Raw genomic sequence first — 23,293 nt, forward strand, 5'->3', positions numbered from 1 at the left:
CAACCCGATCAGCAGGAGCAGATCAGAGCTTGAAAAGCGCCAGATCCTGTCAAAGGAATGGGGAGCGCCTCACATCGCAACCCCGGCCTAGGGCATGTTCATCATTCGGATCGTGGATCACGATTCTTCTCTGTCGACTACCATTCGCTGCAAACGCGGCATCCTGATCTCAATGAGCGGGCGCAGGAACTGTTACGACAACGCGATGATCGAGATATTCTTCAAGACCCTCAAGTCCGAGCGGGTTTGGCTGGTCGAATGGCAATCCCACCAGCAGACTGAAAAAGCCGTCGCCAGATACATCGACGGGTTCAGTAACCCCGTCAGGCGACATTCATCGCTCGGCTTCCAAAGCCCCACCGCCTTCGGGCGAAAGACCTCGGACGTGAGCTAAGCGCTCTCTACAAAAGCCGGGCAAGTCCAATGATCTGATGTGCTGCTTCAGTAGGTGATCACGATAAAGTGATGCACAGCGTCTTGCGGAGATTCCAGGTCGTACAACCTGAGAGTGTATAGAGCCTAAATTGCTCAGCTTTCAGAATTTCTGCACTGTCTGCATTTGTTTTATCTAAACATTTCGGTACGTTTCACCTCCGTTTCAGCGATAATCCACGTTGCTGAGAGGCGACGTGTCCTTGGCAGATTTCGTTCGCTCGGAACGTATCATTGCTAGAGTTGCAGCCCATCTCGACTGGAACCGTACCGTTCGGTTCTTTCTTGGTCATGCATCTTCGCGTACATAATGTGGTAATGAAGATTAACAGGGTCGCCGTCGCGGTCCTGCACTTGGCCCCTGCAGTATTTGCGCACGGGCCCCGATCGGAGCGAGGCCAGACCATGCGACACGGCATCCGACCCCATCCCCCGTGCCCGCACTGGCCGATCGCTTACTGACCCCTGAAGGGTGCCTTCGGGCGCCCCGGCAATTCCGATTACCTGATTGGCCCCCAGAGCTGTTCTGCGGGGACGGACCTCTTACGCCCCTGTTCCAAGGAGACGCCCATGCCCGTCCTTACCCAACTTGAAGGCACGACCATTACCGGAACCGTCGACTCTCCGGTGGTGACGCTGCCGCCCACCTCCGTGCTGAATGATTTCGGCGCCGGCCAGTCCTTTGACGGCTATCGCGTCCAGGACGATGAGACCGGACCGAACACCGTTACTGCCGGTGAGTTCCTGACGCCGATCATCGATGGAGAGCCCCTGCCGGGCACGTATCTAGGGTCCGGCGTCCTGTCGACAGCGGCCGCCAATATCGGTCAGCTGTCGGGTGCGTTGACCAACGGCGTCCGCCTGCAGGTCAATCCAGTGGACGTCGACTATTTCCGCGACAATGACGGCAACGTGTATTTCATCAGCGATCAGCCCCTGACCGCAGACCGCCTTCAGGCGACCCTCACTGTTCGGGTCCTTGGTGTGAACACGACCGTGACGGTTCCGCTCAACGAGGTGAACCAAACCATTGCAGGGCTGGACCCGACAGGGGCTCTGCGTGCCGCGCTGCCGCAAGTCACAGGATTGACCCAGCAGGTGCTTGATACCGCCGTGATCAACACCACGATCAGCGGTGACGGGACGCTCGTGCTGGCGGATGACGATATCGAAATCGTGTGCTTTGCCGCTGGCACCCTGATCGACACGCCGGATGGGCCGGTGGCCGTCCAGACCCTTCGCCCGGGCGATCTGGTCATGACGCGCGACAACGGGGCGCAGCCGCTGCGCTGGACGGGATCGCAGCGCCTGTCCGCGGTGGCGCTGGCGCGCAATCCGCGCCTGACGCCGGTCCGCATCGCGGCAGGTGCCCTAGGCATCAACACACCGTCCCGGGATCTGATCGTCTCTCCCCAGCATCGGGTGCTGGTGCGGTCCCGGATCGCGCAGCGCATGTTCGGTACGTTCGAGGTGTTGGTCGCCGCCAAGCAACTGCTGTCGCTGGACGGGTTCGAACTGGCCACCGATCTGGCCGAGGTCGAATATTTCCACATCATGTTCGACCGCCACGAGGTCATCCGGTCCAACGGGGCGGATACCGAATCGCTCTATACCGGCGTGCAGGCCCTGCGCATGGTCGGCCCGGCCGCACGGCAGGAGCTGCTGACCCTGTTTCCGGATCTGGTCGATGCGGGTCGCGCGACCCTTCCTGCACGCGATCTTCCGCAGAACAGGATGGTGCGCAAGATGGCCGAACGCCATCAGCGCAACGCCTGCGCACTGGTGGGCTGAACCGCCGGCGCGACAGCAAGAAGGCCGCCCGTCACGGGCGGCCTTTTCGATTCAGGCCCGTCGTGCCTTGCGGGCACGCTGCCAGGGGGCGCCGTGCTCCAGCCACAGGGCCGACACCCACCACAGCGCCACGCAGGCCCACAGATCGACCGCAAGACGCCGCCACGTGGGCTGGTCCGCGGGGGTCATCTGGAACGCGTCGCCCAGCACCGACAGCAGCACGCAGGCCACGAAGGCGAACAGTCCGCCCTTGCCGATCTGCTGCAATGCGACGCCGGGGCGGGTGGCCGCCAGCCATTCCATCGGCCGTGCCAGGGGGACCGAGACCAGCCACGCGGCGGCGACGATCGCCAGATAGCGGGTGCCGTCCAGGCTCCATTTGTCGATGGTGCCATAGACCTGCATCAGCGCTTGGCGGAAAGCCAGCGCGGGCTCTCCGATCCGGGCGCCGATGACGATGGCGCTGCCGAAGGCGAACATGCCGATCGCCAGCACGGTCAGCACATGCCGCCACGGCCACAGCACCGCCATGATCGTCTGGCGATAGAGGCCGATCGCCGTACCTGTATAGAACAGCATCTGCCAGCCGAACGGGTTGAACAGGAAGCCGTTCTCGGTCCGGTGGTTCGGGATCATCGCGTTCAGTTCGGGCGCGTGCCACCACAGCAGGACCGACCCCAACGCCACGATCAGCGGCCAGCGCAGCATCAGCGGCACCACGACCACCGAAAGGGTGATCAGGATCACGTAGACGGCCAGCACATCGATGATGTTGGGCTGGACCCAGAAGGTGGCGACCGTGCCGACGAAGCCCAACGGGTTCTCCAGGATCCAGATCGCGTACTGATTCCAGATCGCCGTGTGCGGACGATCCAGCGCCAGCAGGGCCGCCGACAGCAGCGCCATCAGCACCGCGCCGATCAACATGGCGCGCCAGACCTCGAACGCGCGGCGGGCGAACCGGCGCTGGGCCATGCGGCGTCCCTCGCGAGTTTCGACGCTGCGCCAGACGAGGCCCACCAGAAAGCCGGACAGCAGCACGAACATCTCGGACGCATCGAAGATCGAGAAGTTCGGCAGCGTCGTCCCCCGCAGGACCGAGATCGGCATGTGGTTGATCATGATACTGACCAGCGCGTAGCCGCGCAGCATATCCAGCGCAATCAGACGGTTCATGCGGGCAACCGGCTCCACCGGGTCAGGAGGGCCGGATCCAGCAGCATGGCATCCGTTTCGGTGCGATCCATGTCGTCAAGGGCGGCGACCTGTCCGCTGGCATGCTCGATCTTGGCGCCGGCGGTGATCCGGGCCAGGCGGACCGCGCGGGGCAGGTCGTCGGGCAGGGGGGCCAGCATCGCGACATGGCGCGCCAGCAGGTCCGCGTCGGACCCAAGCCGCAGCAGGCTGTCGCGCCCGGTCATGGCCTGGGGCAGGGACCGGCTGATGGCCGCGGCCTCGGTCAGGATGGCGGGGGGATCGCGTTCTTCGGGGGTGACCAGCAGGCCGCGCAGACGTGCCCACCGGCCGAAGACCGGGCTGGCCGACAGGCGCGAGGTCAGAGGCGACAGGATCAGCCCCGCCAGGATCGGCGACAGCCAGATCAGCTGGGCAGGAGAGAAGGTCGCCAGCACGATCAGCGTTCCCAGGCCCAGGACGACATGCGCCCAATGGTGGCGCAGCACCACGCCCCAGGACGGCATCGACCCGGCGCGCGTCTGGGCGTTCCAGCCGCTGTCGCGGCCCGACAGGATCTCGAAGATCTGGCGGGTCTGGACCAGCATCTGCACGGGCGCGATCAGCGCGGACAGGACCGTCTCGAAGATGGCGCTGGCAAAGATGCGTACGCGGCCGCCGGAATTGCGCGCCAGGGGACGCGCCCAGGCCCGGAAGGTCGCGATGAACTTGGGCAGAAGCAGCAGGCCCATGGCGATGGCGAACAGCCACAGCATCCGGCGGCTATCGAAGACCGGCCATTCGGGGAACAGCTGATAGGCGTTGGGAAAATATTCCGGCGTCGACAGCAGCACGGTGGCCGACAGGACCAGACCCACCAGGATCAGGGCCAGCCACAGCGGGCTCATCAGAAAGCCCATGATGCCGATGATCATGTGCGCCCGGCTGACACCGCGCAGGCCCTTGACCCCCAGCAGGCGGGAATGCTGCAGGTTGCCCTGCGCCCAACGGCGTTCGCGCACGGCCATGTCCAGCAACGTGGGCGGGCATCCCTCATAGCTGCCGCGCAGGTCATGATCCAGGCGCACGGCCCATCCGGCCCGGCACAGGGCGGCGGCTTCGACGAAATCGTGGCTGAGGATGGTGCCACCAAAGGGCGGATTGCCGGGCAGGCGGGGCAGGCCGCAGGCCTGGGCAAAGGCGCTGACGCGGATGATCGCGTTGTGACCCCAGTAGTTGCCGGTATCGCCCGACCACGCGGCCACGCCGCGCGCGATCATCGGGCCATAGACGCGACCCGCGAACTGGGTCAGGCGGGCAAAGATCGTCTCTCCGCCGACCAGCATGGGCATGGTCTGGATCAGGCCGGCCTGGGGGTCGGCCGACATGCGCGCCGACAATGCGCGGATGGTGGCGCCCGACATTACGCTGTCGGCGTCCAGCACGACCATCTGGTCATAGCGTCCGCCCCATTGGCGCACGAATTCCGCCAAGTTGCCCGACTTGCGATCGTCGTTGGACAGGCGGCGGCGATACCACAGGGGCAGCGGCGACAGGGCGCGGGCGCGGTCGATCACCAGCGTCTCGTTGACGGCGATGGCGGGGTCGCGGGTGTCCGACAGCACGAAGATTTCGGTCCGGTCGGCCATGCCCTCGGCCTCCAGCTCTCGGGCGAGGGCGACCAAAAGGCCCGTGCTGGTCGCGACATCCTCGTGATAGATGGGCATGACGACGACGACGCGGGCATCGTTCGGCCCATCCGGCGTGGTCAGGCGGGGGGCTAGGAACCCGGCCAGCGTCCCGCAGAACGAAAAGCCCACCCAGGCAAAGGTCGGCACGAACAGCACCAGCAGCGCGATCTGCATCGGCGTGGGATCGGCGCCGAAGGCCGCCAGCATCTGCGAAAAGCCCACGACGGCCAGGACCGCGGTGCCGCCAAAGGCGATCAGCCGCGCCAGCCAGACGCGAAGGCTGTTCATGCGCCGCGCGGGCCCCGCCTGCGGAAGGCGCGCGAAATCCTGCACGGGCATCGTCAGCGGCGCCAGAGGCGGCACAACGGGTGCCACGGCCGGCGCGTCGGAACGACCGGCCGTCGTCATGTCATGATCCATGGTCATGCCGTCCAGCGCGTCAGCCAGGTCTCGCTGAGGGCGAGGCCGTCGGGATCGGTCAGCAGCGCGCTGAGTTCGGACAGCTGCGTCCGCCCCGGTTCGAATTCGAATGCCAGGCGCAGCACGCCCTGTTCCGGCAGCGGTTTCAGGTAGGCATGCGCGATCCGGCCCTCGGACGCGCTGACCTGGTAGTTGGGCAGCGTCTCGCGGAACATGCCAAGATCGAAATCGATGATATAGCTGCGCGTCGTCTCGACATTGATCGACCGGCCGGACCGCACCTGCCGGACCTTGGCCAACGGCAGGTTGCTGGGCGGCAGACCCGCAAAGCTGAGTCGATAGCGGAACTCGGTCCGCTCTCCGCCGGGGATCGTGTCGGAGGGCAGCCAGTAGCTGACGATGTTGTCGTTGAACTCGTTCTCGACCGGGATCTCGATCAGGCGCACCTCGCCCGCGCCCCAATCGCCCTCGGGCTCGATCCAGGCGGAGGGACGCAGATGGTACATCGCCTCGGCATCCTGATAGGTCTCGAAGTCGCGGGGCCGCTGCACCAGGCCAAAGCCGCGCGGATCGGTGTCGACGAAACTGCTGATCTGCAGGTTGCGCGGCGACATCAGCCCGCGCCACAGCGACTGGCCCGCACCGGTCTGCATCTGCAGCCCGTCGCTGTCGTGGCAGGCGGGGCGATAGTCGTCGACGACCCGTCGGCTGGCCGGGCTGAACCAGAACATCGACGTCAGCGGCGCCAGGCCCGTCTCGCGCAGATCGACGCGCGGGAACAGCGCGACGCGGGTCCGCACCATGGTCACCGCGCCGGGCGTCACGTCGAACTGGAACGCTGCCGCGACCGACTTGCTGTCCAGGATCGCATAGATGCGGACGCTTTCGGCGCCGGGCTTGGGCTCGACGATCCAGAAGTCGGTGAACAGCGGGAATTCCTCGCCGTCGGGGCTGCCGGTCTTGATGGCCAGGCCACGCGCCGACAGGCCGTACAGCGTGCCGCGCGCCACCGCGCGGAAATAGCTGGCGCCCTGAAAGACGATGAACTCGTCCATGACGCCGGGGCGGTTCAGCGGCGTGCGCATCCGGAACCCGGACCAGCCCATGTTGCCGATCGTGTTCAGGTCCGGGCCGTCGGGGAAATAGCGTTCGTCGAATTCCAGCAGCGCCGGGTCGAACGGGATCGGCCGGGTGACGCCGTCGCGGACCAGGTTGATCTGCACCGGTTCATAGAAGATCGAACCGGGCGACAGCAGATCCACCCGGAAGGTCGCGTTGCCCGCCAGCGGGTCCTGGTCGCGGCGGAAACGGATGCCGCGATACTGGTCATAGTCCAGGTTGGCAAAGCTGCCGACCAGTTCCGCGACCGGCTGGACGTAAAGGCGCGCGGACCGTTCCTGCGCCAGCGTCGCGACCTGTTCAAAGTCGAAGGGCTGCGGGGCAGGGGGCCCGAAGGCTGCGGGGTCCACGCCTTCGGCAGGCGCCTGGGCCTGTGCCGGGACCGCCATCAGCGATCCGCCGGCAGCCAGGGCGGTGGCAGCATTGAGAAATTGACGACGTTTCATATCCGGGGATGTCTCGACAAGGATAAGCGAATATACGCGGCACGCCGCAGTGCAGCAAGCGTGCCGGGCGGTTTGCTCGCTTATCGGCCGATATGGGCCCGCCGGGCAAGCAGGAATCGGCCTTATCGGTTCATTGTCGTGCCAGCCAGGCCGTCACGGGGCCGCGCACGCTGGTCAGGCCCTCGGCCTCGGCCTCCTCGATGACGCGGGCCAGCTCGACGATGCTGATGCGCCGGATGAGGTGCTTGACCGGTCCGATCGACGCCGGCCGCATCGACAGGCGGTGGATGCCCAGGGCCGCAAAGACCAGCGCCTCGACCGGCCGCCCGGCATCCTCGCCGCAAAAGGACAGCGGCACGCGGGCATCGGCGCAGCGCGCGATGATCTGGCGCAGCATCGACAGGAACGACACGTTCAGCGTGTCATAGCGGCGGCGGACCCGCTCGTTCTCGCGGTCGGCGGCAAAGAAGAACTGCTTCAGGTCGTTGCCGCCGATCGAGATGAAGTCGCACATCTCGAAGAACCGCTTGGGTGCGAAGGCCAGCGACGGCGTCTCCAGCATGGCGCCGACGCGGATGTCGCTGGGCATGGAATGCCCCAGGCGCTGTTCGCGCGCCATCTCCTGCATCAGGATGCGGTGCGCGGCCTCGTATTCCGTGATGTCCGCGATGAAGGGGAACATGACGTGCAGGGGCCGGCCAACGCTGGCGCGGATCAGGGCCTGCAGCTGCATCCGCAGCACGCCGCGCTTGTCCAGCCCCACGCGGATCGCGCGCCACCCCATCGCGGGGTTCGGTTCGTCCTGCGGCTTCATGTAGGGCAGAACCTTGTCCGACCCGATGTCCAGCGTGCGGAACATCACCGGCTTGCCCTGGGCGTTGTCCATGACGCGCGCATACAGACCGGCCAGCTCGGCGCGCCGGGGGACGTGGCTGCGGACCAGGAACTGCAGTTCGGTCCGGAACAGGCCCACCCCCTCGGCGCCCGACCCCTCCAGCGAGGGCAGGTCGGCCATCAGGCCCGCGTTCATGAGCATCTGGATGGTGGTGCCGCAGGTGCCCGTGGCGGGCTGGTCGCGCAGGTCGGCATAGCGGTCCTGCGCCTCGGCCTGCATGGCGATCTTGTCCAGGAACGCCTTGTGGACGGTCTCCTCGGGGCGCAGGTGGACGACGCCCTGATCGCCGTCGACCAGGATCGGGTCGCCGTTCAGCGCCTCGGTGGTGATGCGGGTGGCGTGGATGACCAGCGGAATGGCCAGCGCGCGGGCGACGATGGCCGCGTGGCTGCCGACCGATCCCTCCTCCAGCACGACGCCCTTCAGGCGACGCCCGTATTCCAGCAGCTCGGCCGGCCCGATGTTGCGGGCGACCAGGATCGGGCGTTCGGGCATCTCGGCGCCGGTGTCGTGTCCCTGTCCGGTCAGGATGCGCAGCAAGCGGTTGGACAGGTCGTCCAGATCGTGCAGGCGATCGCGCAGATAGGGGTCGGCGGCCATCTCTAGCCGGGCGCGAGCGCCGGACTGCTCCTTCTCCACCGCGGCCTCGGCCGAAAGGCCAAGGCGGATGTCCTCCTCCATGCGCTTCAGCCAGCTGCGCGAATGGGCAAACATCCGATAGGTCTCCAGGACCGCGGCATGATCGCCGTCGCCCATGTCGACCGCGCCCAGCATCCTGTCGACCGTCTCGCGCAGGGTCTCCACGCCCTCGTGCAGGCGGGCCAGCTCCTTGTCGGGGTCGTCGCCGACCGGGTTGGCGATGACCACGCGCGCCTCGTGCAGCCAGACGCGTCCCTCGGCCACGCCCTCCTGCCCGGTGGCGCCGCGCACCAGAAGCGGAAAGCGGTGTGCCAGCGGCAGGCTGTCGGACTGGCTGCCCTGGAACGCGCCCAGTTCGGTCATCTCGGCCAGGACCATGGCCACGACCTCCAGGCCATAGACCTCGTCCTCGGAGAACTGCCGGGCGGTCGCGCATTGCACGACCAGCACGCCAAGCCGTTCCCCGACCCGCTGGATCGGCACGCCCAGGAAGGCGGGAAAGACCTCCTCCCCGGTCTCGGGCATGAACCGGAAGCCGGGCTGGGCGGGGGCGTTCGCGGTGTTCACATTGCGCCCGGTACGGGCGACGCGGCCGACCAGACCCTCGCCCAGGCGCAGCCGGGTCTGGTGGACGGCCTCGGGGCGCAGCCCTTCGGTCGCGCACAGTTCCAGCGTGTCGGCATCGCGGAACAGATAGATCGAGCAGACCTCGGTGCCCATCGAATCGGCGATGTGGTGGGTGATCTGGTCAAGCCGATCCTGCCCACCGCCCGCCGCGGCCAAGATTTCCTTGAGCCGCTTCAGCAGCTTGCGAGAGTCGCTGTCGGTGCGATCCTGCATCGCCTGCCCCGCCTTCTGCCGTTACGCGTGCCCCCGACCGGGGAACCAACCAGAGGGCGTTATGCCTTCTCCAGTTCGAAGGCATCATGCAGCGCCTGCACGGCCAGTTCCATGTATTTCCGATCGATCAGCACCGAAATCTTGATCTCGGAGGTGGAGATGACCTTGATGTTGACGTTTTCATCGGCCAGCGCCTTGAACATGCGGGCGGCGACCCCCGCATGGCTGCGCATGCCGATGCCCACGACGGACACCTTGGCGACCTCGGTATCGACGACCAGTTCGTCATAGGCGATGTGGCCGGCCTGGCGGGCCTCCTCCATCGCACGCTTGGCGCGCTCGACCTGGTTGATCGGCACGGAAAAGGTCATGTCGGTCACCGAACCCGGGTGATCGTCATAGTCCTTTTCCGAGATGTTCTGAACGATCATGTCGACGTTCACGCCCGCATCGGCCAGCGGCGCGAAGATCGCGGCCGAGATGCCGGGACGGTCCTCGACCGTGACCAGGGTGATCTTGGCCTCGTCGCGCGACGAGGCGACACCGTTGACGACTTTCGATTCCATGATTTCATCCTCATCGCAGATCAGCGTGCCGGAATTTTCGTCGGTATCCTCGAACGAGGACAGCACCCGCAGGCGCACCTTGTAGCGCATCGCAAGCTCGACCGACCGCGTCTGCAGCACCTTGGCGCCAAGGGATGCCAGTTCCAGCATCTCCTCGAAGGCGATGCGGGGCAGCTTGCGCGCGCGCGAGGTGATGCGCGGATCGGTGGTATAGACCCCGTCCACGTCGGTATAGATGTCGCAGCGTTCCGCATCGAAGGCGGCGGCGAACGCCACCGCGGTCGTGTCCGATCCGCCGCGGCCAAGCGTGGTGATGCGGCCTTCGGGCGACAGGCCCTGAAAGCCCGCGACCACGGCGACCTTGAAGCCTTCGGCGAACTTCTGGTCCAGGTTCTTACGCGGGATGTCCACGAAGCGCGCGGCCGAATAGGCGGCGGTCGTGTTGATCGGCACCTGCCAGCCCTGCCAGCTGCGTGCAGGCACGCCCATCTCCTGCAGGGTCAGGGACATCAGGCCCGCGGTCACGTTCTCTCCGGAACTGACCACCGCGTCGTATTCGCGCGCGTCGAACAGCGGAGAGGTCTGTTCGACCCATCCGACCAGTTCGTTCGTCTTGCCGGACATGGCGCTGACGATGACGATCACGTCATAGCCCCGCTCGACCTCGCGCTGCACCTTGCGGGCGGCGTTCTTGATCCGGTCCAGATCGGCCACCGAGGTGCCGCCGAATTTCATTACCAGAAGCGGCATCAAGGGCCTCCAGCCAAAGGATGTGCGTCGGCGGGGCTTTTAGGGGCGGTGCGCGCGAACCGCAAGGGGCGGCGCTAGTTCGTCTTGGGACGCGGGACGAAGGGCAGAGGGGCCACGGGAACGCCGTCCTCGATCAGCTTGCGCGCATCCTCGGGGCGGGCCTCTCCATGGATGGCGCGGGCGGGCCGCGTGCCTTCGTGCATCGCGCGGGCCTCCTCGGCGAAGGACAGGCCGACATAGTCGGAGCTGGTCTCGATCTTGCGGCGCAGCGCCTGCAAGGCGGCCTCGGCCGGGTTGCGCGGCGCGGTCAGGGTCTTGTCGCTGACCGCCGGGGCCATCAGCGCCCGGTCGACCTTGGTCGCGCCGCAGACCGCGCAGCCGACCTGACCCGCATCGCGCATCGCCTCGAACCCGTCCGAGGACCGGAACCAGCCGTCGAAATCATGCCCCTGGTCGCAGCGCAAGGCATAGCGGATCATCGCAACAACTCCTGTCAGATGATCCCTATATCGGGTCCGCCGGGGGCGCGTGCAAGATCGTCCAGCCGCGCGATCAGCGCCGCAGGATCGCCCGCCCGATCCACCAGCACGGCCCGCGCCGCGAGGCCCATCGCACGGGCCTCGTCGGGCGTGTCGGTCAGCCGCGACAGGGTCGCCGCCAGATCGCCCGCGGGTCGCGCCGCGCCGTGCCCGTCCAGGGCATCGAAGGCCTCGACGAAGTTGCCGACATGGGGCCCGTGGATCAGCGCGCAGCCATGGGCCGCGGGCTCCCACGGGGTGTGGCCGCCATGGTCCTGCAGGCTGCCGCCGATGATGCAGATCCCGGCGCGCGCGTACCAGCGCGCCATCTCTCCCAGGGTGTCGGCCAACAGCACGCCGCCCGTCGGCGCATCGTCCGCGCCTGCGCTGCGGCGCGCGAAGGACAGGCCGCGCGCCGCGATCAGTGCCGCGATGGCATCGCCCCGGTCGGGATGGCGCGGCGCCAGGATCAGGCGCAGGTCGGGCCGGGCATCCCGCAGCGCGGCAAAGGCGTCCAGCACCGGGCCGTCCTCGCCCTCATGCGTCGATGCCGCCAGGATCACCCGGTCGCGGGCCGCGCTGTCCGGGGGCACGGGCTGCGCCGCAGGGGCCAGCAGCTTGAGGTCCAGCCGCGGCAGCAGCGCGCGGTGCGGCAGGCCCAGGTTCAGAAGGCGCGCCTCGCTGCCTTGATCCTGCGCCGACAGGGCCGCGACGCGTCCCAGCATCGGCTCGATGATGCGCGGAAACCGCGCCCAGGTGCCCGCCGACCGTTCCGACATGCGCGCCCCAATCATCGCCTGGCGGATGCCGCGTTCGGCCAGCAGGCGCGACCGCAGCGGCCAGAACTCTCCCTCGACGGTGATCGCCAGCGTGGGGCGCGCGGCATCCAGGAACCGGGCCAGCGCGCCGGGCAGATCCAGAGGCGCCAGCCGCGCGGCCAAGCCCCAGTCCTGCGCCAGTGCGCGGCCCGTCTCGCTGTTGGTGGTGACCGTCAGGAGGTGGCGGGCGGCCAGTGCCTCGATCACCACGCGGGCCGAGGTCAGCTCTCCGACGGATGCGGCATGCAGCCAGATCGCGGCGGGGCCGGGCGCGCCCGTGCAGACCAGACGCTCGCGCAGCGCCCGCGATCCGCCCAACCGCGCGCGCAGGCACAGCGCGGCCTCGGCGATGCGGGTCGTGGCGTCATAGATCATGCAGGAAGGTCCCCTCGGTCAGGATGAGGTGGAGGCGGGTACCGGAATCGAACCGGTCTTCACGGATTTGCAATCCGGTGCGTAACCTCTCCGCCAACCCGCCGCCGTCGAGAGTGGCCGTGTCCTAGCGGATTGCCGCGACCCTTGCAAGACGCGAAGCGCGGGGCCGATGTCCTGCGTTGCCCAACTGCGGGAAACATGGCAATAGTCGGCCAAACAGGTCCAGCAGAGGTTCCCCGACATGAGCGATTTCGCCGCGCGCCGCACGACGATGGTGGATACGCAGGTGCGCACCAGTGACGTCACCAAGTTCCCGGTGATCGACGCGATGCTGACCATTCCGCGCGAGGAGTTCGTACCCGCCAGCCGCCGCTCTGTCGCCTATTCCGGCGAGAACCTGGACATCGGCCACGGCCGCGTCCTTCTGGAGCCGCGGACCCTGGCCAAGATGGTCGATGCGCTGGACATCCAGCCCGACGAGCTGGTCCTGGACCTGGCCTGCGGCTATGGCTACTCCGCCGCCGTCATGGCCCGCATGGCCGAGGCCGTCGTCGCGATCGAGGACGACGCGGAACTGGCCTCCGAGGCCGAACAGCGCCTGTCGGAGGCGGGCATCGACAACGTCGCCGTCCTGCACGCCCCGCTGACCGAAGGCGCGCCCAAGCAGGGGCCCTATGACGTGATCCTGATCGAGGGCGCGGTCCAGGACATCCCCGCCGCCATCGTCGAGCAGCTGCGCGAGGGCGGCCGCGTCGCCGCCCTGTTCGTCGAGGGCGCGCTGGGCGTCGCCCGGATCGGCACCCGGCAGAACGGCCAGCTCAGCTGGCGTTATTCGTTCAACGCCAAGGCTCCGATGCTGCCCGGGTTCGGCCTGCAACGCGGGTTCGCATTGTGACCCCGCTTGCGCGGTTCGCGGGGGGGGCGCTGCTGGCCTTGGCCGCGGCACTGCCCGCCCGCGCCGAATCGCTGGCCGACACCATGGTGGCGGCCTATCGCCATTCGGCGCTGATCGAACAGAACCGCGCCGTCCTGCGCGCCGCCGACGAGGATGTAGCGGCCTCCGTCGCGGCCCTGCGCCCGGTCGTCGAATGGGTCGCGCGCCAGTCCGCCTCGCGGACCGAGGGGGGTACGACCGTGCGGTCGACCTCGCTGTCCCTTGGCGCGCAGCTGACGCTTTATGATTTCGGACGCTCGCAGCTGGCCATCGACGGGGCCAAGGAACAGGTCCTGGCCACGCGACAGGCGCTGGTGGGGGTCGAACAGGACATCCTGCTGGCCGCGACCGTCGCCTATTTCGACGTGCGCGAGGCCATCCAGCAGGTCGGGCTGCAGGAAAACTCGGTCGACGTCCTGTCCAGCGAACGCCAGGCCGCGCAGGACCGATTCGACGTGGGCGAGATCACGGTGACCGACGTGGCGCTGGCCGATGCGCAGCTGGCGGCGACCCGTGCCGCGCTGGCTGCCGCCAACGGCCAGCTGGAGATCGCGCGCGAGGCCTATCTGGCCGTGACCGGCCGCCAGCCGGGTCGCCTGGACGCGCCGCCGCCGCTGCCCAACCTGCCCGCCACCCTGGACGAGGCACGCCAGATCGCACAGCGCACCCACCCCGCCATCGGCCAGTCGCAACGCCAGGCCGCCGCGGCCGAGATCGGCGTGGCCGCCGCCGCCGCCGAACGCAACCCGACCCTGTCGGGCACGGCCAGCGTCGGCGTGACCCGTGCGCCCGAAGCGAGCCTGGGCGGCCGCTATGGCAGCCGCAATTCGTCGTCTGTGGGGCTGGAGCTGAGCCAGACCCTGTATTCGGGCGGGCGCCTGTCGGCCGCGCATCGCCGCGCGATGGCACAGCGCGACCAGGCCCGTTCGGCGCTGCTGAACACCGCGCGCCAGATCAGCCAGCAGGTCGGAGAGACCTGGGCGAACATCGCTGTCGCCCGCGCGCAGATCACCGCGATCAACCAGCAGATCTCGGCCGCGCAGCAGGCCTATGACGGCGTCCGCGAGGAGGCGCTGCTGGGTGCGCGAACCACGCTGGACGTGCTGGACGCCGAACAATCGCTGCTGGAGGCGCGGGCCGACCGTATTTCCGCGGAATCGAATCTGCAGTTAGCTCATTATCAACTTCTGGCTGCTATGGGTCTGTTGACGGTAGAAAACCTGCAACTGGGGATACCCACCTATGACCCATCGCAATATTACAACGCTGTGCGGGACGCGCCCGCAACCAGCAAGCAGGGCGAAAGCCTGGACCGCGTGCTGCGCGCCATCGGCCGGAACTGATCCGGCCCCGGCGGTGCGCCATGACTGAGGCGCGCCGCATGACCCCCGTCGAGGATTCGGCGATCGACACCCCCGCACCGCGGCGCAGCACCGCCAAGGCCGCTGCGGCGCCCAACGCACCGCGCCGCCGCAGCGCCAAGGCCGATGCGGCCCCCCCCGCCACCAAGCCTGCCCGTGCCAAGGCCCCCCGCGCCAAGGCCGACCCGGAGGCCAAGCCCGCCCGCGCGCGCACCCGCAAGGTCGCGCCGGCGCAGCCCGCTCAGGTCGTCACCCTGCCGGTCCTGACCCAAGATCAGCCGATCGGGCAGGCCGCCCAGGAAATCGCCCGCATCCGTGCCGAAATGCAAAGCATCCGGCACATGATCGACGGCCAGCCCGTGATTCACAGCGACGCGCGCCCGATGCTGCACCGCCTGTCTCAGGATCCGACCCCGCGAGGCATGCTGGCGGGCAGCACGGCCTCGGTCATCCAGCTGGCCCCGCATCTGCGCAGGGCGGTCGCGGATCTGCCGGACGACGGCGTCCCACCGTCGCGGCCCCGGCGTGCGACAGGCAAGGCCCGCGGCAGGACGGCAGCGGCGCTGGCCCTGCCTGACGCGGTCGTCGAGGCGCCCATCGCCGATGCCCTGACCGAGGAGGTCGTGGGGCCTGCCGTGGCACCGGCGGTCATCCTGGCCGCAGCGGCGCCCCGGTCCCGCATCGCACGGCTGCTCTCTGCCTGGGGCGACTGGTTGCTGTGGCGCCTGCTGCCGCCGGCGATGCCCGCCCAGGCATCCGCACAGGATGCGGCTGTCGGTCCTGCGCAGGTCCGCGGATCAGCGGCCGCCGATGTCGTCCCTGCGCCGCAGGCCCATGCGCCCGCGGGCGACGGTCCTGACCGTCCGCAGGCGGACGATGCCGCCGCGCTGCCGCATCTGCCGGTCGCGCAGATCGTCGCCCAGACCGTTGCGCAGATGATGGACGACAAGACCATGCGCGCCCACCTGCAGGAGATGATCCGCGAGGAGCTGGAGGGAGAGATGGGCGCCCGCTTTTCGGGCAACCTGCGTGCTGTGGTGCGGCGCGAGATCGCCACGGCGCTGGACGAGCGGCTGACGCATCTCTGATCCCCGTCCGGGGATCAGTTCAGGTACCGCTCGGGGTCGACGCTTTCGAACCCCCGGCGGATCTCGAAATGGACGAAGCCCGCGTCGCCCGCCTGGCCCAGGGATTGTCCCGCGCTGACGCTGTCGCCCTTGGCGACGGCGACATCGCCCAGGTTGGTATAGACGCTCATCAGGTCGCCCTCGTGGCGGACCACGATGATCGGCGTGCCCGCGCTGTCGCGGGTGATCGCGGCCACTTGGCCGCTGCCTGCCGCGGTGACCGCTGTGCCGCCCGAGGCCGCGATGTCGATCCCGTCGTTCTGGCCCTTTTCATAGACCCGGATGATCGACCCCTGGACCGGCATGCGGAACTGGCCGCCGCCCGATGCCGCGGTCCGCGTGGATCCCAGGTCGGTCTGCGGTGTGTCGGGGGCGGGGGCGCCCGCGGGTGGGGTCTCCTCGACGGGCAGGGGACGCGTGGCCGAGGGCGGGGTCGGGGTCGGGCTGCCCGCGCCGGGGGCGGTCGTGGCCAGCCTGTCGGGTTTCTGGCCGGGCTGCGGCACCAGAAGACGCTGGCCGGTCCGCAGGCTCATGTCGGCCGGCAGGCCGTTCCAGCTTGCCAGATCTTGGACGCTGACGTCATAGCGACGCGCGATGGCCCAGGCCGTCTCTCCGGCGGCGACGACATGTTCGCCCGGGTTTGCAGCGGCGGCAGGGGCCGGGGCGGCGCGTCGCGCCGTGGGGCTGGCCGGGGCGCTGCCGGCAAAGGGGTCGGTCACGATCGCCGTGCCGCCACCGGTCGCGGCCCCCGCGGGCGCACCGGCGGCGACCTGCGTCGGCAGGACCAGGACTGCACCCGCCAGCAGGGGCGCGTCGGCAGGCAGGGCGTTATGGGCGGCCAAAGCCGCCGCATCCAGCCCAAGCCGGGCGGCGATCGATGCAGGCGTGTCGCCCGCCTGCGCGACCGCGACTTGGCCGCTGGAAAAGCTGATGACGCCGCGTGCGTCGGGCGCCGGACGGGGTGCCGCGGCTGCGGCCGCGGGGGCGGTGTCCATGCCCCCGATCAGCCCGCGCAGGTCGGGGTCGAAACTGCCGTCCGGCCCGCAGGCCGTCAGCGCCAGCACGGCCAGCATGGCGCAGCCGGTCCGAATATCACGTCTTGTCATGGTGCTGTCCTCGGCCTGCCTGATGGTGGCCGGGGGTCATGTCTGGCCCAACCCCTCGACCAGCGGAACGAACCGCACCTGCCGCAACTCGTCGTAATCGAAACCCTCTTGGGTCCGCGTCACGCGGATCAGGGTCTGGACCGCGTCCGACTGTCCGACAGGCACCACCATGATACCGCCGATCTTCAGCTGTGCCAACAGGGGCCCGGGCGGATCCTCGGCCGCGGCGGTCACAAGTATGCGGTCGAAGGGGGCCTGGTCGGGCAGGCCCCGCGATCCGTCGGCCACCTGCGCGATGATGTTGTAGAGGCCCAGTTCGCGAAAGATCGCCTCGGCCTCGTGGACCAGGCGGCGGTGGCGGTCGACGGTGTAGACGCGCCGGCACAGTCCCGACAGGACCGCGGCCTGGTATCCCGAACCGGTGCCGACCTCCAGCACGGTGTCGCGGGGACCGACGTCCAGGGCCTGGGTCATCAGGCCGACGACCGAGGGCTGGCTGATCGTCTGGCCGCAGGGGATGGGCAGGGGGGTGTCCTCATAGGCGCGGTCGGCGAACTGGCCGCGCACGAACAGGCCGCGGTCGATCCCCTCCATCGCGGCCATGACCCGCGGATCGGTCACCCCGCGGGACCGCAGTTGAAAGACGAACCGCATCTTGCGTTCCGCGTCGTCGTCCTCGTCGCTCATTCGGCGGCCCGTGCCAGCGGATCGTCCAGCGCCGCCGCCAGCCTGTCCAACGACGCATGGCAGGTCAGGTCCGCCCGCATCGGCGTGACCGAGACGAACCCCTCCATGTTGGCGGCCACATCGGTCCCGTCGCGCGCCGGCGCCTGCTGCGACCCGCCCGCGATCCACATGAACCGGCGCCCGTTCGGCGCGCTGTAGGGCTGGGCGGCAAAACGCGATCCCTGGCGCTGGCCCTGGGGTGCGACGCGCAGGCCCCGGACCTCCGCGGCCGGGACCGGCGGAAAGTTCACGTTGTAGAACAGGCGGAAATCGGCATCCGTCGACCAGTCGCCATGATCCAGAAGGCGGCGGATCACCGCGGCGCCATGCGTGCGCGCGCCTTCGAAGGGGTCGGCAAGGTCCGCGGTGCGCGGGCCCAGGTACTGCGACAGCGCGATCGCGGGCAGGCCCTGCAGCGCGGCTTCCATCGCGCCGCCGATGGTGCCCGAATACATGGCATTCTCTCCGGCATTGTTGCCGCGGTTGACGCCCGACAGCACCAGGTCGGGGGCCGCGCCCACGATGTCGCCCAGTGCCGCCAGCACGCAGTCGGCGGGGCTGCCCTCGGCGGCATAGCGGCGTTCGGCCAGGCGGGCGACCATGGTGGGGTGGGTATAGCTGATGCAATGACCCACGCCCGACTGCTCGAACGCGGGCGCGACGGTCCAGACCTCGCCATGCGGGCCGGCCAGTTCGGTGGCGATCTGGTGCAGCACCTCCAGGCCCGGGGCGTTGATCCCGTCGTCATTGGTGATGAGAATGCGCATCCTGTCCCCTGTTCCGGCTGACCGCGCCCCTGCGCACGCGGATGTGACCCGATCTGCTTAGCGGGGGCGGCTTTCTGCTTCAACCCGTTCCTGCGCCGCAGGACGGAAGCGGTTTGACGTCGGGCGCGCCGCGTTGCATCGTGGGACGGTGCGCAACGGGCCGGGATGCGATGCAGATCTTTCTTCCCATCGCCGAAGTCTCGGTCAACGCCTTCACCCTGATGGGGTTGGGCGGGCTGGTGGGCGTCATGTCCGGCCTGTTCGGTGTCGGTGGCGGCTTCCTGATCACGCCACTGCTGTTCTTCATCGGCATCCCGCCCGCCATCGCGGTGGCGACCGGCGCGAACCAGGTGGTCGCATCGTCGGTGTCGGGCGTGCTGGCGCACATGAAGCGCAAGACCGTCGATTTCCGCATGGGGGGCGTCCTGCTGGCCGGCGGCATGGTCGGATCGGGCCTGGGGGTCGTGGTCTTCAACATCCTGCAGCAGCTGGGACAGGTCGAACTGGTCGTCCAGCTGTGCTATGTCGTCTTCCTCGGTCTGATCGGCGCGATGATGCTGCAGGAGAGCCTGCGGGCCTTGTTGCGTGCGCGCCATCCCACGGGGCGGCGGCGCCTGCACCAGCACATGTGGGTCCACCGCTGGCCGCTGAAGGTCAAGTTCCGTGCCTCGGGCCTCTATATCAGCGTCATTCCGCCCCTTCTGGTCGGGGTCGCGGTGGGGGTTCTTGCCGCGATCATGGGCGTCGGCGGCGGCTTCATCATGGTGCCGGCGATGATCTATCTGCTGGGCATGCCCACCAAGGTCGTGGTGGGAACGTCGCTGTTCCAGATCACCTTCGTGACCGCCTTCACCACGCTGATGCACGCGGTCAGCTACAACACGGTCGATGTGATGCTGGCGGTGCTGCTGATCGTGGGGGGTGTCATCGGCGCGCAGATCGGCACCACGCTGGGCGCGCGCCTGCGGGCCGAACAGCTGCGCATCCTGCTGGCGCTTCTGGTGCTGGCGGTCTGCGGCAAGCTGGCGCTGGACCTGTTCCTGACACCTGACGACCTGTTCGTCATCACCACGCGGGGGCAATGATGCGGGGGGTCGTCCTGGCGATGATGCTGGCGCTGCTGCCCGGTGCGCTGATGGCGCAAGGGGCGGGATCGACCATGCCCACGGACCCGGATGCGGGCCTGATCCCCCCGGTGGACGCCCCCCAGGTCTGGCCGCTGTTCCCCGATCCGGGGTCGCCGCGCGGTGATCCGGTCGCCCCCGCCGACCAGGGGGGGGAGCAGGTGGTGGCGGGCCTGTCGAACAGCGCCGTGGCAATCACGACCAGCTTTGATGGCAGCGACATCCTGATCTATGGGGCCGTGCGGCGCGAGACGCCGATTCCCGACGGCCCCCTGGACGTGATCGTGACGATCGAGGCCCCGTCCGAACCGCTGACCATCTGGCAGAAGGCCCGCCGCTTCGGCATCTGGGTCAACACCGAACGCGTCGATGTGGGGGCCGCGCCCAGCTTCTATGCGGTGGCGACGACGCGGCCCCTGGACGACATCCTGGCGCCGGACTGGGACAACCGGTACCGTATCTCGCTGCCGCTGGTGCTGCGCGCCTTCGCCGGCGCCCCCGAGGTCGAGGATACGCTGCCCTATACCCAGGCCCTGCTGCGCCTGCGCCAGCAGAACGGCCATTACCGGATGGAGGAGGGGGCCGTGACCCTGGTCGAGGACACGCTGTTCCGCACGGACATCCGCCTGCCTGCCAACCTGATCGAGGGCGATTACCGCGCCCGCATCTTCCTGCTGCGGGAGGGGGCGGTGATCGACGCCTATGGCGCCGCGATCGAGGTGCGCAAGGTGGGCCTGGAACGCTGGCTGTACCGTTTGGCCTTCGACCAGCCGCTGCTCTATGGCTTGATGTCGCTGGCGGTGGCGGTGATCGCCGGCTGGGGCGCCTCGGCCGCGTTCAGGAAGCTGCGGCGCGCGTGATCGCCGATCATCTTGGCTGCGGGGCAGCGGCGTAGGGTCTCCCTGCAATGTTAATCCCGCGTCTGCACGTCTTGATGGGCTTACGTGGCAATCGTCGGGGGCACTGCATGATACAGTTTGCAGCCATTCTGGCTGTCGAGCCGTCCGGGTATGCCATCCGCGGGATCGATCAGTCGGCCTGACCGGCAGCCAGCGCATGTGGTCAATGCATCCTATGGCCCAACGTCGTAGACCATCGAGGCGGAACTGGAGGCTTGGAGCCCGCTCGAATGCACGGCACCGGGCGGTGCAAGATTCAATGGTGGACGACGGACCGCAGACGGCGGCAGCGGAGGGCGGTGCTCGATATTTCAGGGTGGCCGACGGCGGGCCCATCGGAGGACCGGAACTGTTCCGGCGTTTGATCGGTAGGAGCAACCCAGAGGGTCATTTTGTCCCCAGCAAACCGACTTAGGACCTGCATCCGCCGGATGGCGGTAGGAACAGCAATGCGTGGCGGCGGAACCGCGCTGCGCTTGCGCTTCCGCCGCCACGCGGTAACGCCCGCTAAGGCGACGCCCGCGCCGGCGCGCCGGTTGACGGCGCGCGTCGCGTCACCCTTCGGACATACCGGGATGCGCGGTGGGCGGTACTGCTGGAGTTCGAGGGGAAGCAAGGTCCAGGGCGGCTGACCGGGATGGCTGCCGTGGCCAGGACCGTCCATGGTCCGGCCATCGGCAGGCCTCACCCGCGGTCATGCGATAAGGCCCCGCGATCACTCGCGGGGCCTCTCCTCCCTCGTGGTGCGGGCCGTTCCCCTCCACTGGTCCGGCCCGCGGGGGGTCTTCAGGCGCCGATCAGGTCGGACTGGCGCAGGGTCACCTCGGCCTGCTTGATCGACGCGATGTCGACCAGGCGGCCCTTGTAGACGGTGGCGCCGGCGCCTTCGGCCTTGGCCTTCTCCATCGCGGCCAGGATCTCGCGCGCCTCGGTGACGGCGGCCTCACTGGGCGAGAACACCTCGTTGGCCAGCGCGATCTGGCTGGGATGGATGGCCCATTTGCCGACCATGCCCAATGTGGCGCTGCGCAGGGCTTGGGCGCGGAACCCCTCGGGGTCGCTGAAGTCGCCGAAGGGGCCGTCCACAGGCAGCAGCCCGTGCGTGCGGCACGCCGCGACGATGGCGGTCTGGGCCCAGTGCCACGGATCGGGCCAGTATTTCTGGCCGTCCCGGATCATGTAGTAATTCTCCTGCGTGCCGCCGATGCCGGTGGTGGCCATGCCCATGGACGCCGCGAAATCGGCAGCCCCCAGGCTGATCGCCTGCAGGCGCGGGGACGCGGCCGCGATCTCCTCGACATGGCAGATGCCGGCGGCGGATTCGATGATGACCTCGAAGGCGATCGGCTTGGTGCGGCCCTTTGCGCGTTCGATGGCGGTGACCAGCGCATCGACGGCATAGATGTCGGCCGCGCATCCCGCCTTGGGGATCATGATCTGGTCCAGCCCGTCGCCTGCCTGTTCCAGAAGATCGACCACGTCGCGGTACCAGAAGGGCGTGTCCAGCCCATTGATGCGCACCGACAGCGTCTTGGTGCCCCAGTCGACATCGTTGATGGCCGCGATGATGTTGGCGCGGGCCTGATCCTTGTCGTCGGGCGCGACCGAATCCTCCAGGTCCAGGTTGATCACGTCGGCGGCGGATGCGGCCATCTTGGCGAACAGCGCGGGGCGCGATCCGGGGCCGAACAGCTGACAGCGGTTCAGGCGCGCAGGGGGCAGGGGCTGTTGGCGAAAGCTCATGGCAGGGTCCTGTTCGACAAGATTCGGGCCTGCCGTCGGTAATAATGTTGCGCTGCGGTTGCAGCAAGCCCTATTTCCGCAATGCGGCATCGGGCGCGGTTCTTGACGCAGCGGGGCTTTGGGCGCAGGACCGGCCCCGAACACGCGACGGCACGGAGGCAGCGATGACGCGGACGGTCTATGTGAATGGCGATTATCTCCCCGAGGATCAGGCCACGGTGTCGGTCTTTGACCGGGGGTTCCTGATGGCCGACGGCGTCTATGAGGTGGTCAGCGTGCTGGGCGGCAAGCTGATCGATTTCGAGGGGCACATGGTGCGGCTGAAGCGCTCGCTGTCGGAACTGGCCATTGCCAACCCGCTGTCGGATGACGCCTATCTGGCCGCGCATCGCGACCTGGTGGCGCGCAACGACATCACCGACGGGTTGGTCTATCTGCAGGTGACCCGCGGCAATCCGGGCGATCGCGATTTTGCCTATCCGTCCGCGGACACGGTGCCGACGGTGGTGATGTTCACACAATCGAAGCCCGGCCTGGCCGACGCCCCCGCGGCCAAGACCGGGTGGAGCGTCGTCAGCGTCGATGACCTGCGCTGGGGTCGGCGCGACATCAAGACGGTGCAGCTGCTGTACCCGTCGATGGCCAAGATGGAGGCCAAGGCGCGCGGTGCGGACGATGCCTGGATGGTCGAGGACGGGCGCGTGACCGAGGGGACCTCGAATAACGCCTATATCGTCAAGGGCAACACGATCGTGACGCGGGAACTGAGCCACGACATCCTGCACGGGATCACCCGCGCGGCGGTGCTGCGCTTTGCCCGCGAGGCGCAGATGCAGGTCGAGGAGCGCGCCTTCACCATTGCCGAGGCGCAGGAGGCGGACGAGGCCTTCATCACCTCGGCCTCGGCCTTCGTCATGCCGGTCGTGTCGATCGACGGGGCGCGCGTTGGGGCGGGCACGGTCGGCCCGGTGGCCACGCGCCTGCGCGAGATCTATCTGGAAGAGAGCCTGAAGACCGGGGTCTGAGTTGCGTC

Annotated in this window: 18 protein-coding genes, 1 tRNA gene and 1 pseudogene; 8 read left to right on the plus strand and 12 right to left on the minus strand. The window is 68.3% G+C overall.

Annotated elements, in window-relative coordinates:
* Positions 1–75: 75 nt before the first annotated feature.
* A pseudogene (locus tag TW83_RS03905) lies at positions 76–394 on the plus strand (integrase core domain-containing protein); the annotation flags it as partial.
* Positions 395–1,002: 608 nt separating this feature from the next.
* The gene (locus TW83_RS20430; RefSeq protein WP_045981470.1) at positions 1,003–2,223 is read left to right on the plus strand and encodes a Hint domain-containing protein; all 1,221 of its coding nucleotides are present in this window, start codon (positions 1,003–1,005) and stop codon (positions 2,221–2,223) included.
* A gap of 51 nt (positions 2,224–2,274) precedes the next feature.
* Here TW83_RS20430 and opgC read toward each other — a convergent pair whose 3' ends face one another.
* The 8 genes from opgC to TW83_RS03950 all read right to left on the minus strand — a co-directional run bounded on the left by opgC (position 2,275) and on the right by TW83_RS03950 (position 12,576).
* On the minus strand, positions 2,275–3,399 hold the full coding sequence (opgC, locus tag TW83_RS03915; RefSeq protein WP_045981540.1) for an OpgC domain-containing protein: 1,125 nt from the start codon (positions 3,397–3,399) through the stop codon (positions 2,275–2,277).
* Positions 3,396–5,495, minus strand: coding sequence for a glucans biosynthesis glucosyltransferase MdoH (mdoH, locus tag TW83_RS03920; RefSeq protein ID WP_239441279.1), 2,100 nt, complete (start codon positions 5,493–5,495; stop codon positions 3,396–3,398). The genes opgC and mdoH overlap by 4 nt, the downstream gene beginning before the upstream one ends.
* 14 nt (positions 5,496–5,509) lie before the next feature.
* A complete protein-coding gene (locus tag TW83_RS03925) occupies positions 5,510–7,015 on the minus strand; it encodes a glucan biosynthesis protein G (protein ID WP_239441280.1) in 1,506 nt (501 codons plus the stop codon).
* A gap of 187 nt (positions 7,016–7,202) precedes the next feature.
* Positions 7,203–9,446, minus strand: a complete 2,244-nt coding sequence (gene ptsP / locus TW83_RS03930; RefSeq protein WP_045981473.1) for a phosphoenolpyruvate--protein phosphotransferase — start codon at positions 9,444–9,446, stop codon at positions 7,203–7,205.
* Between the two features lie 59 nt (positions 9,447–9,505).
* Positions 9,506–10,762, minus strand: a complete 1,257-nt coding sequence (locus TW83_RS03935) for an aspartate kinase (RefSeq protein WP_045981474.1) — start codon at positions 10,760–10,762, stop codon at positions 9,506–9,508.
* 74 nt (positions 10,763–10,836) lie between these two features.
* Positions 10,837–11,241 carry a DUF1178 family protein gene (locus TW83_RS03940; RefSeq protein ID WP_045981475.1) on the minus strand — a complete coding sequence of 135 codons (405 nt, stop codon included), beginning with the start codon at positions 11,239–11,241 and terminating at the stop codon, positions 10,837–10,839.
* 14 nt (positions 11,242–11,255) lie between these two features.
* Positions 11,256–12,473, minus strand: a complete 1,218-nt coding sequence (locus TW83_RS03945) for a glycosyltransferase N-terminal domain-containing protein (RefSeq protein ID WP_045981476.1) — start codon at positions 12,471–12,473, stop codon at positions 11,256–11,258.
* A gap of 29 nt (positions 12,474–12,502) precedes the next feature.
* Positions 12,503–12,576, minus strand: a tRNA-Cys gene (locus TW83_RS03950).
* Positions 12,577–12,714: 138 nt separating this feature from the next.
* On the opposite strand from TW83_RS03950, the gene TW83_RS03955 reads away from it, so the two are divergent.
* From TW83_RS03955 to TW83_RS03965, 3 genes are read left to right on the plus strand one after another with little or no spacing between them, the layout of a single operon-like run.
* The gene (locus TW83_RS03955; RefSeq protein ID WP_045981477.1) at positions 12,715–13,368 is read left to right on the plus strand and encodes a protein-L-isoaspartate O-methyltransferase; all 654 of its coding nucleotides are present in this window, start codon (positions 12,715–12,717) and stop codon (positions 13,366–13,368) included.
* Positions 13,365–14,750 carry a TolC family outer membrane protein gene (locus TW83_RS03960; RefSeq protein ID WP_046000130.1) on the plus strand — a complete coding sequence of 462 codons (1,386 nt, stop codon included), beginning with the start codon at positions 13,365–13,367 and terminating at the stop codon, positions 14,748–14,750. Before TW83_RS03955 ends, TW83_RS03960 begins: the two co-directional genes overlap by 4 nt.
* A gap of 20 nt (positions 14,751–14,770) precedes the next feature.
* Entirely contained in the window at positions 14,771–15,856 is a 1,086-nt protein-coding gene (locus TW83_RS03965; RefSeq protein ID WP_045981479.1) for a hypothetical protein, read from the plus strand.
* A gap of 14 nt (positions 15,857–15,870) precedes the next feature.
* Here the strand turns inward: TW83_RS03965 and TW83_RS03970 are convergent, their stop codons facing one another.
* The 3 genes from TW83_RS03970 to surE are packed head-to-tail and all read right to left on the minus strand — an operon-like array spanning position 15,871 to position 18,494.
* Positions 15,871–17,001, minus strand: a complete 1,131-nt coding sequence (locus TW83_RS03970) for a M23 family metallopeptidase (RefSeq protein WP_204245715.1) — start codon at positions 16,999–17,001, stop codon at positions 15,871–15,873.
* 36 nt (positions 17,002–17,037) lie between these two features.
* Entirely contained in the window at positions 17,038–17,688 is a 651-nt protein-coding gene (locus TW83_RS03975) for a protein-L-isoaspartate(D-aspartate) O-methyltransferase (RefSeq protein ID WP_045981481.1), read from the minus strand.
* Positions 17,685–18,494 (minus strand): 5'/3'-nucleotidase SurE, encoded by an 810-nt coding sequence (surE, locus tag TW83_RS03980; RefSeq protein WP_045981482.1) that lies wholly within the window; start codon positions 18,492–18,494, stop codon positions 17,685–17,687. Before surE ends, TW83_RS03975 begins: the two co-directional genes overlap by 4 nt.
* Positions 18,495–18,664: 170 nt before the next feature.
* Here surE and TW83_RS03985 point away from each other — a divergent pair, with 170 nt between their 5' ends.
* Both TW83_RS03985 and TW83_RS03990 read left to right on the plus strand, forming a co-directional pair.
* Positions 18,665–19,579 carry a sulfite exporter TauE/SafE family protein gene (locus tag TW83_RS03985; RefSeq protein ID WP_045981483.1) on the plus strand — a complete coding sequence of 305 codons (915 nt, stop codon included), beginning with the start codon at positions 18,665–18,667 and terminating at the stop codon, positions 19,577–19,579.
* Positions 19,579–20,478, plus strand: coding sequence for a TIGR02186 family protein (locus tag TW83_RS03990; protein WP_239441281.1), 900 nt, complete (start codon positions 19,579–19,581; stop codon positions 20,476–20,478). The genes TW83_RS03985 and TW83_RS03990 overlap by 1 nt, the downstream gene beginning before the upstream one ends.
* A gap of 825 nt (positions 20,479–21,303) precedes the next feature.
* On the opposite strand, the gene TW83_RS03995 is transcribed toward TW83_RS03990, so the two are convergent.
* Entirely contained in the window at positions 21,304–22,260 is a 957-nt protein-coding gene (locus TW83_RS03995) for an L-malyl-CoA/beta-methylmalyl-CoA lyase (protein ID WP_045981484.1), read from the minus strand.
* Positions 22,261–22,424: 164 nt separating this feature from the next.
* Here TW83_RS03995 and TW83_RS04000 point away from each other — a divergent pair, with 164 nt between their 5' ends.
* Positions 22,425–23,285: a D-amino-acid transaminase gene (locus TW83_RS04000; RefSeq protein ID WP_045981485.1), complete on the plus strand. Its 861-nt coding sequence runs from the start codon at positions 22,425–22,427 to the stop codon at positions 23,283–23,285.
* Positions 23,286–23,293 lie beyond the last annotated feature (8 nt).

The sequence above is a fragment of the Paracoccus sp. S4493 genome (genome assembly GCF_000967735.1).
In the GTDB taxonomy this organism is placed as follows: Bacteria; Pseudomonadota; Alphaproteobacteria; order Rhodobacterales; family Rhodobacteraceae; genus Paracoccus; species Paracoccus marcusii.

What these genes read in the sequence shown, in the direction of transcription:
- TW83_RS03990 (WP_239441281.1), top strand. Translation starts at nt 19,579, where the DNA reads ATGCGGGGGGTCGTCCTGGCGATGATGCTGGCGCTGCTGCCCGGTGCG.
- TW83_RS03985 (WP_045981483.1), top strand. Translation starts at nt 18,665, where the DNA reads ATGCAGATCTTTCTTCCCATCGCCGAAGTCTCGGTCAACGCCTTCACC.
- mdoH (WP_239441279.1), bottom strand. Translation starts at nt 5,495, where the DNA reads ATGACGACGGCCGGTCGTTCCGACGCGCCGGCCGTGGCACCCGTTGTG.
- TW83_RS03935 (WP_045981474.1), bottom strand. Translation starts at nt 10,762, where the DNA reads ATGCCGCTTCTGGTAATGAAATTCGGCGGCACCTCGGTGGCCGATCTG.
- ptsP (WP_045981473.1), bottom strand. Translation starts at nt 9,446, where the DNA reads ATGCAGGATCGCACCGACAGCGACTCTCGCAAGCTGCTGAAGCGGCTC.
- TW83_RS03995 (WP_045981484.1), bottom strand. Translation starts at nt 22,260, where the DNA reads ATGAGCTTTCGCCAACAGCCCCTGCCCCCTGCGCGCCTGAACCGCTGT.
- TW83_RS03975 (WP_045981481.1), bottom strand. Translation starts at nt 17,688, where the DNA reads ATGAGCGACGAGGACGACGACGCGGAACGCAAGATGCGGTTCGTCTTT.
- TW83_RS03970 (WP_204245715.1), bottom strand. Translation starts at nt 17,001, where the DNA reads ATGACAAGACGTGATATTCGGACCGGCTGCGCCATGCTGGCCGTGCTG.
- opgC (WP_045981540.1), bottom strand. Translation starts at nt 3,399, where the DNA reads ATGAACCGTCTGATTGCGCTGGATATGCTGCGCGGCTACGCGCTGGTC.
- TW83_RS03940 (WP_045981475.1), bottom strand. Translation starts at nt 11,241, where the DNA reads ATGATCCGCTATGCCTTGCGCTGCGACCAGGGGCATGATTTCGACGGC.
- TW83_RS04000 (WP_045981485.1), top strand. Translation starts at nt 22,425, where the DNA reads ATGACGCGGACGGTCTATGTGAATGGCGATTATCTCCCCGAGGATCAG.
- TW83_RS03945 (WP_045981476.1), bottom strand. Translation starts at nt 12,473, where the DNA reads ATGATCTATGACGCCACGACCCGCATCGCCGAGGCCGCGCTGTGCCTG.
- TW83_RS03965 (WP_045981479.1), top strand. Translation starts at nt 14,771, where the DNA reads ATGACTGAGGCGCGCCGCATGACCCCCGTCGAGGATTCGGCGATCGAC.
- surE (WP_045981482.1), bottom strand. Translation starts at nt 18,494, where the DNA reads ATGCGCATTCTCATCACCAATGACGACGGGATCAACGCCCCGGGCCTG.
- TW83_RS03955 (WP_045981477.1), top strand. Translation starts at nt 12,715, where the DNA reads ATGAGCGATTTCGCCGCGCGCCGCACGACGATGGTGGATACGCAGGTG.
- TW83_RS20430 (WP_045981470.1), top strand. Translation starts at nt 1,003, where the DNA reads ATGCCCGTCCTTACCCAACTTGAAGGCACGACCATTACCGGAACCGTC.
- TW83_RS03925 (WP_239441280.1), bottom strand. Translation starts at nt 7,015, where the DNA reads ATGGCGGTCCCGGCACAGGCCCAGGCGCCTGCCGAAGGCGTGGACCCC.